This is a genomic window from Enemella dayhoffiae, from assembly GCF_002250625.1.
GTDB lineage: Bacteria > Actinomycetota > Actinomycetes > Propionibacteriales > Propionibacteriaceae > Enemella > Enemella dayhoffiae.
This window is the reverse complement of sequence record NZ_NMVQ01000047.1, coordinates 1-14,185: the sequence shown is the minus strand read 5'-3', so window position 1 is coordinate 14,185 and position 14,185 is coordinate 1. Positions and strand designations below refer to the sequence as shown.

The 14,185-nt window shown below is 65.9% G+C and carries 15 protein-coding genes; 10 read left to right on the top strand and 5 right to left on the bottom strand.

Annotated features, from left to right (window positions below; translation table 11 throughout):
* Positions 1-115: 115 nt before the first annotated feature.
* The 5 genes from CGZ93_RS17405 (at position 116) to CGZ93_RS19115 (ending at position 4,079) form a co-directional block, all read left to right on the top strand.
* Positions 116-1,030 carry an SDR family oxidoreductase gene (locus CGZ93_RS17405; protein WP_229117559.1) on the top strand — a complete coding sequence of 305 codons (915 nt, stop codon included), beginning with the start codon at positions 116-118 and terminating at the stop codon, positions 1,028-1,030.
* Positions 1,027-2,256 (top strand): acyl-CoA dehydrogenase family protein, encoded by a 1,230-nt coding sequence (locus CGZ93_RS17400; protein ID WP_094365425.1) that lies wholly within the window; start codon positions 1,027-1,029, stop codon positions 2,254-2,256. Before CGZ93_RS17405 ends, CGZ93_RS17400 begins: the two co-directional genes overlap by 4 nt.
* Complete coding sequence (locus tag CGZ93_RS17395) at positions 2,253-3,260, top strand: acyl-CoA dehydrogenase family protein (RefSeq protein WP_094365424.1); 1,008 nt, start codon at positions 2,253-2,255, stop codon at positions 3,258-3,260. The genes CGZ93_RS17400 and CGZ93_RS17395 overlap by 4 nt, the downstream gene beginning before the upstream one ends.
* A 401-nt stretch (positions 3,261-3,661) precedes the next feature.
* Positions 3,662-3,904: a hypothetical protein gene (locus tag CGZ93_RS17390; RefSeq protein WP_141211269.1), complete on the top strand. Its 243-nt coding sequence runs from the start codon at positions 3,662-3,664 to the stop codon at positions 3,902-3,904.
* 22 nt (positions 3,905-3,926) lie between these two features.
* Positions 3,927-4,079 carry a hypothetical protein gene (locus CGZ93_RS19115; protein ID WP_176451828.1) on the top strand — a complete coding sequence of 51 codons (153 nt, stop codon included), beginning with the start codon at positions 3,927-3,929 and terminating at the stop codon, positions 4,077-4,079.
* A 15-nt stretch (positions 4,080-4,094) separates the two neighbouring features.
* Here CGZ93_RS19115 and CGZ93_RS20200 read toward each other — a convergent pair whose 3' ends face one another.
* A complete protein-coding gene (locus tag CGZ93_RS20200; protein WP_094365422.1) occupies positions 4,095-5,000 on the bottom strand; it encodes an MFS transporter in 906 nt (301 codons plus the stop codon).
* Positions 5,001-5,208: 208 nt separating this feature from the next.
* Here CGZ93_RS20200 and CGZ93_RS17380 point away from each other — a divergent pair, with 208 nt between their 5' ends.
* Together CGZ93_RS17380 and CGZ93_RS17375 are read left to right on the top strand one after the other, a co-directional pair.
* Positions 5,209-5,946, top strand: a complete 738-nt coding sequence (locus CGZ93_RS17380) for an ion channel (RefSeq protein WP_094365421.1) — start codon at positions 5,209-5,211, stop codon at positions 5,944-5,946.
* Between the two features lie 33 nt (positions 5,947-5,979).
* Entirely contained in the window at positions 5,980-6,360 is a 381-nt protein-coding gene (locus CGZ93_RS17375) for a DoxX family protein (RefSeq protein WP_094365420.1), read from the top strand.
* A gap of 12 nt (positions 6,361-6,372) precedes the next feature.
* Here CGZ93_RS17375 and CGZ93_RS17370 read toward each other — a convergent pair whose 3' ends face one another.
* The gene (locus CGZ93_RS17370) at positions 6,373-6,804 is read right to left on the bottom strand and encodes an FUSC family protein (RefSeq protein WP_094365419.1); all 432 of its coding nucleotides are present in this window, start codon (positions 6,802-6,804) and stop codon (positions 6,373-6,375) included.
* Between the two features lie 148 nt (positions 6,805-6,952).
* Here CGZ93_RS17370 and CGZ93_RS17365 point away from each other — a divergent pair, with 148 nt between their 5' ends.
* The 3 genes from CGZ93_RS17365 (at position 6,953) to CGZ93_RS17355 (ending at position 9,039) form a co-directional block, all read left to right on the top strand.
* Positions 6,953-7,279 carry a helix-turn-helix domain-containing protein gene (locus tag CGZ93_RS17365; protein ID WP_094365418.1) on the top strand — a complete coding sequence of 109 codons (327 nt, stop codon included), beginning with the start codon at positions 6,953-6,955 and terminating at the stop codon, positions 7,277-7,279.
* A 187-nt stretch (positions 7,280-7,466) separates the two neighbouring features.
* Positions 7,467-7,808 (top strand): helix-turn-helix transcriptional regulator, encoded by a 342-nt coding sequence (locus CGZ93_RS17360; protein WP_094365417.1) that lies wholly within the window; start codon positions 7,467-7,469, stop codon positions 7,806-7,808.
* The gene (locus tag CGZ93_RS17355) at positions 7,795-9,039 is read left to right on the top strand and encodes a type II toxin-antitoxin system HipA family toxin (RefSeq protein ID WP_094365416.1); all 1,245 of its coding nucleotides are present in this window, start codon (positions 7,795-7,797) and stop codon (positions 9,037-9,039) included. The genes CGZ93_RS17360 and CGZ93_RS17355 overlap by 14 nt, the downstream gene beginning before the upstream one ends.
* A 202-nt stretch (positions 9,040-9,241) precedes the next feature.
* On the opposite strand, the gene CGZ93_RS17350 is transcribed toward CGZ93_RS17355, so the two are convergent.
* The 3 genes from CGZ93_RS17350 to CGZ93_RS17340 all read right to left on the bottom strand — a co-directional run bounded on the left by CGZ93_RS17350 (position 9,242) and on the right by CGZ93_RS17340 (position 13,735).
* The gene (locus CGZ93_RS17350) at positions 9,242-11,806 is read right to left on the bottom strand and encodes an AAA family ATPase (protein WP_094365415.1); all 2,565 of its coding nucleotides are present in this window, start codon (positions 11,804-11,806) and stop codon (positions 9,242-9,244) included.
* 190 nt (positions 11,807-11,996) lie between these two features.
* Positions 11,997-12,383 carry a sulfate permease gene (locus CGZ93_RS17345; protein WP_094365414.1) on the bottom strand — a complete coding sequence of 129 codons (387 nt, stop codon included), beginning with the start codon at positions 12,381-12,383 and terminating at the stop codon, positions 11,997-11,999.
* Positions 12,384-12,562: 179 nt separating this feature from the next.
* Entirely contained in the window at positions 12,563-13,735 is a 1,173-nt protein-coding gene (locus CGZ93_RS17340) for an SAVED domain-containing protein (protein WP_094365413.1), read from the bottom strand.
* Positions 13,736-14,185 lie beyond the last annotated feature (450 nt).

Below are 14,185 nucleotides of genomic sequence, written 5' to 3'. Positions count from 1 at the left end.
CCAACCTAACACTTGGTCGGCACCTCGCCGCAGTACCAGTGCAGTCGGCGCCGGTGCCGAAAAGGATCCCAAGCAAATGCTTGCTTGTCAACTGTCGCTGTGGTTCCCTGTTGCCGTGAACACAGTTGCCGTGGAATCAGCGGGAGACGCAGGGGTGCCGATCTGTGCGGGTCGGGTCACCGTGGTGACCGGAGCGGGTCAGGGGTTGGGCCGTGCCCACGCCTTGGAACTCGCCCGCCAGGGCAGCCGGGTCGTGGTCAACGACATGGGGGGCAGCGCCGCCGAGACGGTGTCCCAGATCCGCGCCGCGGGTGGTGAGGCGGTCGCTTGCCCAGGTGACGTCTCCGACTGGGAGTTCGGGGCAGAACTGGTGCGGACCGCGGTGCAGACCTTCGGCGCTCTTGACGCCGTGGTGAACAACGCGGGCATCAACCGGGACCGGATGCTGGCCACGATGTCCGAACGAGAATGGGACGACGTGCTCCGGGTCAACCTCAAGGGGCACTTCGTGCCGATGCGGCACGCCATCGACTACTGGCGCGCAGAGGCCAAGGCCGGCCGGCCGCGGGCCGCGCGGGTGGTGAACACGTCGTCGGGAGCAGGGCTGATGGGCAGCGTGGGGCAGGGCAACTATGCGGCCGCCAAGGCCGCAATCGCGGCACTCGGGATCGTGGCCGGCACTGAGTGGGGACGGTACGGCGTCCTGGTGAACTCGATCGCGCCGTCGGCCCGCACGCCGATGACCGAGCAGGTGTTCGCGGAGATGATGGCCCGGCCCGAATCCGGATTCGACGCGATGGACCCCGCTAACGTCTCGCCGGTGGTGGCCTGGTTGGCCAGTGAGCGCGCCACCGTCACCGGGCTGATGTTCGAGGCCGAGGGTGGGCGCCTCTCCATCGCCGACGGCTGGCGGCACGGGCAGGCGATCGACCTGGGTCGTCGGTTCGAGCCGGCCGAGCTGGACGAGGTCGTTGGCCGCCTGGTCGCCTCCGCCGAACCCCCGACACCGGTCTATGGCAGCGCCGGATGAGCGGCCTGACCCCCGGGCGGCCGGTGTCCGGCACCGATGAGGAGTTCCGCACCGAGATCCGCGAGTGGCTGGCCGAGCACCTGACCGGTGACAACTCCCGACTGATCGGCGTCGGTGGTCCGGGCAGCGAACATGAACTGGTCACCGAACGGCTCGCCTGGGAACGCGAACTCGGGGCCGGGGGTTGGGTCGGGATCGGCTGGCCCGTGCAGTCCGGCGGACGCGGGGCGACGGCGTCCCAGCAGGTGATCTTCCACGAGGAGTACGCCCGGGCCAACGCGCCGGGACGGCTCAACCACATGGCCGAGAAGCTCGTCGGTCCGACCCTGCTCGCCTACGGCACCCCCGAGCAGCAGGAGCGCTTTCTTCCGGGCATACTGTCGGGGGAAACACTGTGGTGTCAGGGCTATTCGGAGCCCGGAGCCGGATCGGACCTGGCCGGGGTGCAGACACGGGCCCGCCGCGAGGGCGATCGCTATCGGATCACCGGCCAGAAGATCTGGACCTCGCTGGCCCACTTGGCGCATTGGTGCTTCCTGGTGGCGCGGACCGATCCGGAATCCAAACGACACAAGGGATTGAGCTACCTGTTGGTCCCGATGCAGCAGCCCGGCGTCGACGTGCGGCCGATCCGTCAGCTGACCGGCACCAGCGAGTTCAACGAGGTCTTCTTCGACGACGCCGAGGCGTCGGTCAAGGACCGGGTCGGCGAGGAGGGTGACGGCTGGCGCGTCGCGATGGGCACGCTCGGGTTCGAGCGCGGGGTGGCCACCCTGGGGCAGCAGATCGGTTTCGCCCGGGAGCTCGAGGAGGTGATCGACACCGCCCGCAGCACCCGACGGATCGAGGACTCCCGGCTGCGTGAGCGGCTGCTCGACGCCTGGGTCGGGCTCCAAGTGATGCGGGCGACCGCGGTGGGTGAGCTGTCCCGTGACCAGGCACCCGGCCTGGAGGCGTCGGTTTCCAAGCTGCAGTGGTCCGGTTGGCACCGCGACCTCGGTGAACTGGCCGTCGACGTCCAGGGAGAATCGGCACTGCTCGCCGAACAGGGCGCACCCCCTGACGCATCGCCGGACACCGAGCAGGAAGATCATGACGTGCGGTTGACCGACGCGCAACGGCTCTTCCTGTTCACCCGGGCCGACACCATCTATGGCGGCTCGGACGAGATCCAGCGCAACATCCTCGCCGAGCGGCTGCTCGGCCTGCCGAGGGAGCCGCGATGATCATCGATCTGAACGACAGCGGGGAATGCGCCGACATCCGCAGCACGCTGGTGTCGCTGTTGGACAAGCGGGCCGACCCAGGCGCCGTACGCCGGGCGATCGACTCGACCATGGGGTTCGACCAGAAGCTGACCGGTGAGCTCGCCGAACTCGGGTTCACCGCCCTGGCCCTCCCGGAATCCGCGGGTGGATTGGAACTGGGGGCGACCGAGTGTGCGGTGGTGTGGCACGAACTGGGCCGCCGTCTGGTCCCGGGCCCGGTCGGGGACACCCTGGTGGCAGGTCTGGTGCTGGGCGATGCCGATGCGGAGGAGGTGCTGTCCCGGCTGGGCGAGGGAGCGACCTGTGCGCTCGCCCGCCAGGAACCGGGGTCCGACCGGTTGCGCTTCGTGCCGCACGGGGACGCGGTGGATCTGGTCCTGGCGGTGAACGCGGACGAGGTGATGCTGATCGAGGACGTCCGGGCGCGGCCGACGGCGGCCCTCGACCCCACCCGCCAGTTGGCCGAGATTGACCTGAGTGGGGGCGGGACGCACCGCCTCGGTGATGCGGAACTGGCGCAGCGGCTGGATTCGGTACGACTGGTCGCGCAGGCGGTTGAGGCGGCCGGTGCCGCCGTCCGTGCCCTGGAACTGACAGTCGCCCACCTGAGCGTACGCGAGCAATTCGGTCGACCGCTCGGATCGTTCCAGGCACTCAAGCACCGGTGCGCCGATCTCGTGGTGGCGATCCGGGGGGCGTACGCCACGGCGGAGCGCGCCGTCGTGCTGGTGTCGGAAGGAAACGCGTCCGAGTTGCAGACGGCCGCCACCCTGGCCCGGCTGGTCGCCGCGGACACACTGTTCGAGGTGGCGGCCGAGGCCATTCAGTTGCACGGTGGCATCGGGATCACCTGGGAGCACGACATCCAGCTCTATCTCAAGCGGGCCAAGTCGACTCAGCTGCTGTGTCGTACGCAGGCCGAACTGCGGGACCGACTGCGGGTGTCAGCGGGATTGGCCTGATCCGCTTCCCGTGCTGCTCCCGCTTATGGGTCAACTGTCCCGCGTACCCCATGCGCGGGTTGCCCGGAGGGTCGGGTGATATAGGTGGGAGGTCCGGGTGGGCGGGGCTGAGCGAGAGGGGTGGAGGGGACCCGCTGTGCATGGCATCTGGCCCGGCCCCGGGTCGCAACCGCCTGATCCTCCTCCAGTTGTGGGGTGCCGACGAGAAGCAGCGGGTTTCCGGGCCACACCGGTCAATGCTCATGGAATCGGGCGGATCGAGGCCGGGGCCGAGGTGGGTGGCCACCCCGAACGGCTTGAGCCGACTAGATGTTAAGACCATGACGTCATGGTCACCACCGTAACTCGGCGGGTGCGCACCGAGAGGTTCCTGCTGGTGTGCTGCGCGCCGGGATGCCCTGGTGGCGTCGGTGAGTCGGATGGTGTCGTTCGGCCGGCACCCGGCGGCGCCGCGGCATCCGGCGCTGCTTGAGGTGGAGCGGGAGTTCGTGGACGCCTCGGTCCCCGGTGCCCGGCTCGGCCACGTGGTCACCGCAGGCGCTGAGGAGTACGCCCGGAACCGGTTCGCCCCGATGAGTGGCGACGCCATCACCAGGGCGGCTGAGCGGCTGGAAGCCGCGGGAGTTCCCGGCCTGGAAGGATGATCCAACCGAGCTGGTGCCCGGCATGGTGGTCGCCTTGAACCCCTCGGGCGATGGCGGCAACGTGGAGGACATCTGCCTGGTCACCGCCGACGGCGTACGCCCCCTGGTCCGCGACGAGCGATGGCCGAGCGTACGGGTGGGTGGAAGGAACCGCCCGGGGATCCTCGAGCTCTAGGGATCGGCGCCACCCTCACGGAACCCGGGGCGACCCCCTACATCCGGATCGTCGCCGAGCACAAGAAGCGCGGCTTCTGAGCGCGAAGGTCTGGATCAGTTTGCGCCGGTCGTCGGTTCGGTACGCCGAGCCTGCACCAGCAGGGTGGCCAGCGCGGCGACCACCAGCGGCACCGCCAGGGCGATGAAGTAGCCACGCGGGGCGAAGCTGGCCAGCAGCCAGCCGCCGAGGGCGGAACCGATGATCGAACCCAGCCGACCGATCCCGATGCTCCACCCGGTCGCGGTGGCCCGCAGTTGGGTCGGGTAGGCGTTTGCGATCAGGTAGTTGAGCACCAGCTGCTGTCCGCCGAAACCGAAACCGGTCAGGGGCCAGCAGTACGAAAACCAACCCCCATGAGGATCCGGCGAAGCCGAGTCCGATGGCGGTCGGCATCCACTGCAGCAGCAGGAACCAGGCGATCCAGTTGAACAGGTACACCGCCCAGACGGCGACGGTCACCAGCCGATAGCGCGGGGAGAACAGGCTGGCCACCGATCCGTTGTTCGCCTCACTTGACTCGACGCCAAGGCGTACGCCGTCGGTAACCTCGATCCCGGCGGCGCGCCGCAGCACCCGGCGGGCCGCCGTCTGCTCACCGGTTCGGTCCTTGCTGGCAAGGAATCCTGGCGACTCGGGAAGCAGTTCGAACGCCGCAACAATCAGCAGCACCGGCAGCAGGCCACCGATCAGGAAGATTCCCCGCCAGCCGACCAGCGGCAGCCAGGCGGCCGCCACCAGGCCACCGATCAGCGCACCACCGGGCAGGCCGAGCAGCACCAGCGTCATGTACGTGCCACGCCGGTTGTTGGGGCTGTATTCAGCAGTCAGCGCCAGCAGGGACGGCGTGGCCCCGCCCATGCCCAGGCCGATCAGGAACACAACCCGATCACCGCCCAACGGCGGCCCGTCATCGGGGCGGCATCGATCAGATCCTGGACCAGGATCGTGCGTGAGGCTGTCTGGGTGGTCACGGGTCCCCCTCGGGTCGGCTACGGAGAAACGCTACGAAATCCCGGCGTTCCGTCCGGAGCTCGTGCCGGGGTCCGGATCAGTAACCGCCACGGTGCAGCGCCTAGACTGATCCCCCGTGACTCAGCAGAGGTGGCGACAGCTCGCCCAGTGGCCGTTGGTTGTCGTTGCGCTCGTCTTCATCGCGGTCTATTCGCTGCAGGTGCTGGCCAACCTGCAGGGCCCGGCGCGCACGGCCAGCCAGGTGGCGTTGTGGCTGTGCTGGTTGGCGTTCGCGGTGGACTTCGTGATGAACCTGCGGCTGGCGCCGCGGAAGCTGCGCTGGTTCCTCACCCACCTGCACGAGTTCGCGTTCCTGGTGCTGCCGGCCCTGCGCCCGCTGCAGCTGTTGCGGCTGGTCAGCCTGGTCTCGATCCTCCAGCGGGCCGCGGGCAACATCCTGCGCGGACGCTTCCTGGTGTACGCGATTCTGGCCGCGGGGGTGATCACCTACATCGGTGCGCTGAGCGCGCTCGACCTGGAACGCGGCGCCCCCGAGACCGGGATCACCAGCTTCCCGCTGGCGCTGTGGTGGGCGCTGAGCACGGTGATCGGGATGGGGGAGTCCACCTGGACGGTGACCTGGCCGGGCCGGGTGGTGGCGGTCGGTCTGATGATAAACGGGATGGCGCTGGTCGGCGCGATCACCGCAACGCTGGCGTCCTGGCTGGTCGACCAGACCGATGACGCCGACGACGAGGAGCGGGAGCGGATCACCCGGGAGCGGGTGAGCGACCTGCGCGACGAGGTACGCGAGCTCCGCCGCGAGCTGGCCGAGCTGGGATCGCAGCTGCGGCGTACCGACGATCGGAGCTGATGCCGCTCAGGCCGGGTCGGGCAGACTGGGTCAATGGCTACTGTGATTCCCGGACCCCGGTTGCTCGCCGGCATCAACCTCACCCTCGGCGCCCTGCACTTCATCAAGCCCGACGAGTTCGACAAGGTGATCCCCGACTGGGTGCCCGGGGACAAGCGGTTCTGGACCCACGCGTCCGGGGTGGTGGAACTCGCGACGGGAGTTGGCCTGCTGTTCCGCAACACCCGACCGATCGCCGGGTTGGCCAGTGCTGGCCTGTACGCCATCGTCTTCCCGGCCAACGTCGAGATGGTCCGTCAGGCCGAGGACCGACGCGCCCCCGGGTGGTACCGGGCGATCATGTGGGCCCGGCTCCCCTGGCAGCTCCCGCTGATCGTCGGCGCGCTGCGCGCCGGGAATCTGGGTCGCCACTGAACCGGCCGTGACTCACCGATAACGCCGCGAGCGGGCAGAGCGGCCTCGCAACGCCCACAGCGTCGCCACGGCGATCACGCCCGCGATGACGGTGTCGACGCCGCGGTCACAGGCCAGCTGCAGCGGCGTCTGGTCAGGCATCAGCGGTAGGGACATGAACAACGTCAGCAGCGTGATCAGCACCGAGCCAATGAGGTAGTTCCGACTGGTCCAGCGCGCCACGAACCACAACAGCACACAGAGTGCGCTGACGAAGACGACCGGGCCCAGGTGTCTTCCCGCAAAGGGGATGAAGAGCAGCAGTCCGACCAACGTGCCCAGGATGCGGGAGAGCGCGCGGATCAGCAGCGTCCCCGGCGCGCCGGGGTAGGACAGCACCAGGACCACCAACCCTGCCCACCGATCACGGGGGGCAGGGTTGGAACTTCGACCAAATGGATGCATGGTGGACCTCCGTAGAGAGTTCGAGAACCCTTGCTCGGCCTTGAAAACGGTGGCTTCTCGCAGGTCGCGGGGAGTCTACCGACGGGATCGGAGGCCGCTGGAGCCGTCCGTGGTGGACTTGCGAGGGCGGATGGTGCGCGCAGTTGGGATGACTCAAACCCTTCTGAGCCCGACGCAGGTGGACGAGCTAGCGGCCCTCTACGAGGCGGGCGCGACACTGGTGGAACTGGGTGAACGGTTCGGCGTGCACCGTCGCACGGCGGCCGCCCACCTTGTCCGCCGGTCAGTCCCGATCCGCACGCGAGGCCTGGATGAACAGCACCTCGCCGAAGCGGGCGAGTTGTACTCCGAAGGCTTGACGCTCATGGAGGTGGGGTTGCGCTTTGGTGTCAGCCAGCAGACGGTGCGCCGTGCGCTTGCGGCCGAGGGGGTCGCGATCCGCCCGAGTGGTCGTCGTGTTCAAGCGGCGACCTGATGTGCGCCAGGCCTTCTCCTGCATGAGCGCTTGACGCGTGCGTGAAGGCGCCCTGGGGGCCTCGGCCTCAGGTCGGAGGGGCGCCCGGCAGACCGGGTCCGCACCGCGGAGACACTTCACGAGCCGACGTCACTGCTATGATAAAACATCTCTAGAGGCGTCTGGATATGTTTTAAGGAGGTCAGTGATGGCGAAGCGCACTGTCCCGTTGCGACCGCACGTGCAGGACGCCCTCAGCGTGTGGGGACAGCTCATCAGGCGCGGTCGGCTCGACCGCGCCTGGACGGCTAAGGATCTCGCGGCCCGCGCGAACGTCTCGGAGCAGACCGTGCTCTCCGCAGAGGCCGGCCACCGTGGCACCGCCGTCGGCACGATGATGGATCTGGCCGACCTCGTCGGCGTCCCCCTCTTCGGTATCGAAGACCGCTCCGAGATCGCAATCCGTCGTCGACGCGGCGAGGAGATGCTCGCTCTGCTCCCAAGCCGTGTTCGCCGGTCGAAGGCAGGAACCATCGATGACGACTTCTGAGGAGCTCTATGTCTGGACGTGGCTGCCAGGCCAGACCGAGCCCGTCCTGGCCGGGAGGGTGGACCAGGCTGGGCCGCTCTTCACTTTCATCTACGCGCTGAGGTACCGATCGAGGCCGGATGCCATCAGTCTGTTCGCGCCGGAGCTTCCGCTGCGCCCCGGCATCCAGGAGCCGGCAGATGGATTGACCATCGCGGGCGTCCTCAGGGACGGGAGTCCCGACAGGTGGGGGCGGGGTGTCATCGAACGCCGACGAGGTGCCACACCGAACTCCCTCAGCGAAATCGACTACATGCTGAGTTCCAGCTCGAATCGCTTCGGAGCACTGGACTTCCAAACCAGTCGCGAGACCTACGTTCCGCGGGATGACTCGGCGACCCTCGATGAGCTGCACAAGGCAGCCATCATCCTCGACGAGGGCGGAGAACTATCGGCAGGCCTCGACGCCGCGCTGATACATGGTACAAGCCTGGGAGGCGCACGGCCGAAGGCGACCCTCACCAGTGACGATGGGAGTCAGTGGCTCGCGAAGTTCGCGTCATCAGACGATCGCGTGTTCTCAGTGGTGAACGCCGAAGGCGCGATGCTTGAGCTTGCGCGCAGGGCAGGTATCAACGTTCCTGAGAGCAAGGTCGTGTCGTCTCTTGGTAAAGAGGTTCTTCTTGTCCGGCGGTTCGACCGAGATGCCACAGGAGGACGACGCCACGTGGTATCCGGTCTGACGATGGCGCAGACCGACGAGATGTACGCGCGGTACGTGTCCTATCCGCAGATCCTCGATGTGCTTCGTCTGTACGCGAAGGATGCGGCTCAGCCCGGGCCTGAGCTTTTTCAACGCATCGCGATGAACATCGCAATCAGCAACAACGATGACCACGCCCGGAATCACGCCGCATTCTGGGACGGGAGGCACTTGGAGCTGACCCCTGCCTACGACCTCGCGCCCGGGCAAAGGTCCGGAGACACATTCGAGCAGGCGATGGCTTTCGGGCGAGGCGACCACGGCGCGAAGGTGTCAAACTTTGCGGCTCTGGTACGCGAGTCGGAGACCTACGGGCTCAGCACTGCACAAGCTCGGGACATCGTTGGCCATCTCGTGTCGGCCATCAGCGACAACTGGAATGACGCTGCGGAGGTCGCGCGCTTGAGTGTCGCAGATAAGAAGAGCCTTCGCGAGAGGCAGATTCTGCCGAGGGCAGCCTTCTTCGACTATGAAGATGCACCGCTCTGACGAGCCAACCGTCGCCATACGGCCAACGTGTGTGAACACTGCTGACGCAAGCTCAGTGTCGCTCATGTGACGATCGTCCGCCCGATCCGGTGCTCAAGATGCCGAGGCATGGGGCTACGTCGTTGGTTGGATGCGACGGAGGATGTTGGCCAGAAGGATCACGGCATCAACGACCACTGCGGTGGGGTGTCGCTGAGACGGCCTACGGGGTCGCCGCGTTGTATGCGGTTCGCGCTTCGGTCAGCTCGGCCCAGTGGGCTTCGAGTCCGGCGAGTGTAGGGCTGACCCCGAGGCTAGGCAGGGGTTGTGAGTGGCCGTCGATGTACCGACATGCTTCCTCGAAGATGCGGTTGACGGTATCGATCGCAGCGGGAAGCGCTTCGGACTTGATCTTGGGCAAGTTGGTCATGCGCACGTTGGGTTGATAGCGCTGCGTGACGCCCTGGAGTAGTTCCGTCTCGGTGAAGACCTCACACCACGCGCGCACCCAGTCGTAACCCGTGCGGACCAGTGCCGCCCGCGCATCGCCGTCCTGTGACTTTGCTGCCTGGATGGTCTCGTTGATGTTCTTCTTGATGTTGTTCAAGCTGTCCCAGCGGGGTCCTGTCGCTCGGGTGACCTTTCCTTTGCCCTCTTCATCGGTGATCTGGAAGTAGGAGCAGCGCTTGGTTTCTTCCATGAGCGTAAGCAGCGTGCTGGCGAAGAAGATGTCGTGGGTGAAGACGATGACCTGTGTCGTGTCAGCGAGCGACGCGACGCGCTGCGCGACTTCGTTGATGCGGCGATGGTCGAGGCTTGAGACAGGATCATCGAAAATGACCGGCGCGGTGATTCCGGCGAGGCGCGCTTCGGCGAGGAAGTCCGCTATTGCGAGGACCTTCTGCTCTCCTTCGGAGAGCACCTTGGACGGTTTGTGTTTCCCGCTGAGGATCTTGCGGCGTTGTGCGCGCCCCTGGCGGCCCACGAACTCCACGTGTAGCGCGGGCGCGCGAAGTGCCGCGCACTCTTCGTTGAAAAGCGCATCGAAGCTCTCGTTGATCATCTGGTCACTTGCGGTCTTGGCCAGCCCGGTTACAGCGCGCAGGAGCCCAGGCATGGGCTTGGCGAGCAGCGTGAGCCGGTCAGCCTGCTTGGCGTCGCGTACGTGTGACTCGATGAGCGTCCACGACTTCGTCAGTTCTGCTGCGGCTTCTAGCTCGACAAGCTCCTTCTTCTTCTCGGCCAAGGTGTCAGCCCGTGTGGCTGCCTGTGTCCTCAGTTCACCGAGGGCCCGCTTGGCGGCCTCCAACGCCGAGCCGAGCGCTATCGCATCTGTGCCGGCGTGTTCGGTCAGCGCTGTGTTCACGGCGGAAGCGGCGAGAAGCTGCTCGGACAGCTCCGCGATGGTGCTCAGGGTCCGGTCGAGTTCAACGTGGAAGTGGGGCTTGTCCTCCGTATCTGCGTACTCGTCGGCGAAGGTAGAGACGTCGTTGACCTGGATCGAGGTGACCGGTTCTGTAATTGCGTGGAGCCGCGCCTTTGAAGCGGCGATGTCAGTGGTGATCTTGTCTTCGAGGTACTCGGAGTACTTGCCGATCAGCGATCGCGCCGCTTCGTTCAGAGGCTGCCGGCAGTACAGGCACCGATCGGCGTCGTGTGCTCCGACCGCGATGATATGTGCTTGGTATGCCTCGCCGGCCTCGATGAACGTGCTCCAGGTGTCGTCGGGCTCGGCCGGCAGGTCGGCTGCCTCGAACAGGGCGGCTCGGAAGGCGCGGTAGTCCTCTTCAAGTCCGTGGAGGGTGTCGCGTTCGCGGCCGTATGCCTCCACGTTGAAGTCAGCCATCACGGTGGCCGCGTTGGAAGCTTGCGTCAAGACGCGTTCGACTCGCTGTTGCAGCTTGATCTCAGTGCTGATGGTGTCCGCCTCTAGCGCGGCGACCGTGCGGCGCAGGTCGCCGATACGGGTCTCGACGTCGGGATCGGCGTCGGCGAGCGACCTCAGGTGTTCCAGATCAGTGGACGCTCCCAGTGTCTCGATGAGCGGGTAAACCGCGGCAGTGCGTGGGAAGCGAGACAGAATCCCTGTGGACCCAGATCGTCGGTCTTCGACGGCCTGGTCGATGTGGGCTTGTACCGACTTGATGCCTGCGATGACGTGATTGAACAGTGCCAGGGCTGCTGGCACGTAGACGTACTCAAGGTCGTCATCGACGTGGAAGCTGACAGAAGGGCTGTCGAAGATGGACATCCTGGTGAAGGGCGCGACGCCCTGTTGTCCGGTCCAGGTGTACGTCTTCGTCTCAGTGCCGAGCGTGTAGCCGACAAGTGCTGATTGGGGCTGCGGCGATGCCGCTTCGATGTCGCCGAGGATCACATCGGCAGTGCGGCTCGCCGCGAGGGCTTTGAAGATGCGGGAGTACCCCGTCTTGCCCGTGCCGTTCTCTCCGAACAAGATCGTCAGGCCGGCATGCGGTTCGATGACTCCGCCCTCTACCAAGGCGTTGACACCAACGACATCGGAGAGCGAGGTAAGGGTCAGCGGCTCGATCGCCTCATCCTCGCGTTCGAGGGTGACCAGCGGCTCCTCCGTGGGGAGTTCGCGGGTATCGATGGCCTTCTCCTGACGAAACAGGACGTACGCTCCGGATTGCTCCTCGCTTCCGAGCGGCCCGCCGCCGTTGAGGACGTGCCTCACGATGTAGCGGACCCACTCGTCGGAGGTGTTCGCCCACTCGCTGAGCAGGTCGCGCGAGTCTACCCGTTGATGTGGCGTCGCGTCTGTCACCGTCATCCTCCCTCGCCGCGAGTGCGAAGTCGGGAGCGACCGTGCTACTCAGGTTCAATTCTAGAGCGACCGGCAGGCGCGTGAAGGGACAACCAACGCACCGATAGGGCGTGCTGGTTCGCAGCCGTCCTCCGGACCGCCGCGAGCGTGACTACGCACACCGATCAAGTGAGGCCTGTCCCGGCGAGGGCTACCGCGCCGCGACGTAGGTAGTCGGTTCCTCCTGGCGCGGAATCCGGCCCAGGGTCTCACGTGTTCGATCCCGGCGACGTGCACCAGCCTCTCGGATACGGGCGCGGAGCAGGAGGATGAGGCTGACCGGTCCCATGATGATGAACTTCATCGCGTTCCACACCGCCCACAACACGGCTAGATGCAACCAGCCTGGGGCACCGTCGGCGAGGGCGTTGGTGCAGATGCTCGCGATCAGCAGGTAGGGCACGGCGAGGAGCATCGCGGGGATGCCCCACCCCAGGTTGGGTCGGCGGCGCATCGCGTCGAGCAGCCGATTGGTCGGCATGTAGCGGCGCAGGTAGTAGCGGGTGTGGGCGCTGAGCGTCCAGATGAGGCTGATCATGGCGGGCCTCTCGTCACACGTGTCTCTCCGTCGAGGAGGCAGTACGTGTATGAGCGCCCGCGCTGGGCTGTCCCGAAGGACCCGCAATCGAGGAGAACCTGCCTCGGCATCCACTGTACGCGGGAGCCGGGACATGCGGAACCCCGCGGCGGCGCGCAAGGCAGGAAGACCTCAAGCTCCTACTTGTTGGTGATGAGCACCGCTTCGTAGGCAGCATCGGTGCGCTCGTAGAGCATGACGGGCGGATGAATGTCCCGCACGAGGGCACGCCCGGCCTCTATCGAGGCGGTGACCGGCGCCGAGGCGATGAGGTGCCATCGCTTCGCGCTAGGGAAACTTGCTTCAGCCATCGCTAGTGCGGCTCGCCACTGCTCGGCAAAGTTCGCTAGGGACTGCTCATGCGAAAGCAGATTCGGCCCAGGCGAGACTCCGGCCGGCCTTACTTCAATGATCGGTGTGCCATCGACGGCGGGCGGAAGAGCTGCGCGATCTACCTCGCTCGTCAGCGCGCAAACAAGCGCGACGTCCTCGGCCGAGGTGTCCTGTTCGGAGGCAACGATGTCGAACTCGACCGGATCGCCTTGGTCGCTCCAGGACCAACCGATGAACTGATCGCGGTGCTTCTGGAAGAGCCGTGTCGGCGTCTTGTCGTCGAGATGCCATCCCAGATAGATGAGAAGAGGCACCGGTGCGATGGCGAAGACCGAGATGTGCTCAACGTCGCCACTATCGACCGCTTGGCGGACCTGGGCGATTGTGTCGTTGATCGATTGCTGGGCAGCATCCCAGAAGCCGAGGCCACCAGCAGACCCGTTGATCCGGCAGGTGAAGTCGCCACTGCGCTGTGTCTCGACGAGACCGAGATAGTTGACTGCCAGGAGGGTTTCGGCGATCTCCCGTTGGGAGGCCATCGCGAGTGAACCGCGAATCAAGCAACCAACTCGGAGCGCGGCGGTACGAGTGAGGCCGCCGTTCTCTGTGACCATCTCGACGCGCCTCTCGAAGGACTCCTTGATTTGGCGCAGTTTCTCGGGTGGAAAGAAGTCGATGTGGTCGGGGTTGTCAATGATCTTGTGGCAGTCATGACACAAAAGCAACAAGTTCTCCTCGGCCTCAGTGTCATCGACATTCTCCGCATCTTTACTCCGAGGCGATCCGTCTCCGCCGGTGGCTCCGATATTGTGCGCCAGTTCCGCCAACAGAACTGAATGCATATATGTTCGCTGATCCCCAAGCAGGCGACGGTTACAAATCGTACAACGGCCAGCAGTGCGCGCCCACAACGCGTTGCGCACTGACTCCTTGATGTGCCCGCGCTTGACGGCAGTGTCCCGTGCGTCAGAGGGGGCCATTTGCCTCTCCTGTGATCTCGTCCTTTTTCGACCCTTTAGATCCGCCATCTGATGCATTCGGTACTGCGGCCGGCGAACCGTCGCCACCCGCAGCTATAAATGCCCGCAGTGGCCCGGCCTCACCATGCGGCAGCGAGATTAAGTGTGTTCCGGACAGAGGTTCGCTCGAACCAAGGTGCGAGCCGAGCAAGCTGGTCAGACTCGCCGCAAGACCACTCAAGTCGGCAGCCGAACCGTGAAAAGTCGGTGTAGAGCATCCTCGTGTAGGGATGATCTCGTCAGTGTCGGCCTCTGCTCCCCACAGCTCGTAAAACGGCTCTAGTTGTACCCGGCCAGGACGTTGGTAGCGGCGAGCCTGGTTGAACGAACGAGAACCTCCGAATGGGATGTGGCTTGTCGAAGGCCCACGCCAACCCGGAGGTTCTCATGTCCCACGGTAGTGCCCGATTG

Excerpts from the sequence above, each read along its gene's own strand:
- CGZ93_RS17400 (WP_094365425.1), top strand. The coding sequence starts at position 1,027 with ATGAGCGGCCTGACCCCCGGGCGGCCGGTGTCCGGCACCGATGAGGAG.
- CGZ93_RS17395 (WP_094365424.1), top strand. The coding sequence starts at position 2,253 with ATGATCATCGATCTGAACGACAGCGGGGAATGCGCCGACATCCGCAGC.
- CGZ93_RS19115 (WP_176451828.1), top strand. The coding sequence starts at position 3,927 with ATGGTGGTCGCCTTGAACCCCTCGGGCGATGGCGGCAACGTGGAGGAC.
- CGZ93_RS17375 (WP_094365420.1), top strand. The coding sequence starts at position 5,980 with ATGGCTACTGTGATTCCCGGACCCCGGTTGCTCGCCGGCATCAACCTC.
- CGZ93_RS17370 (WP_094365419.1), bottom strand. The coding sequence starts at position 6,804 with ATGCATCCATTTGGTCGAAGTTCCAACCCTGCCCCCCGTGATCGGTGG.
- CGZ93_RS17365 (WP_094365418.1), top strand. The coding sequence starts at position 6,953 with ATGACTCAAACCCTTCTGAGCCCGACGCAGGTGGACGAGCTAGCGGCC.
- CGZ93_RS17360 (WP_094365417.1), top strand. The coding sequence starts at position 7,467 with ATGGCGAAGCGCACTGTCCCGTTGCGACCGCACGTGCAGGACGCCCTC.
- CGZ93_RS17355 (WP_094365416.1), top strand. The coding sequence starts at position 7,795 with ATGACGACTTCTGAGGAGCTCTATGTCTGGACGTGGCTGCCAGGCCAG.
- CGZ93_RS17345 (WP_094365414.1), bottom strand. The coding sequence starts at position 12,383 with ATGATCAGCCTCATCTGGACGCTCAGCGCCCACACCCGCTACTACCTG.
- CGZ93_RS17340 (WP_094365413.1), bottom strand. The coding sequence starts at position 13,735 with ATGGCCCCCTCTGACGCACGGGACACTGCCGTCAAGCGCGGGCACATC.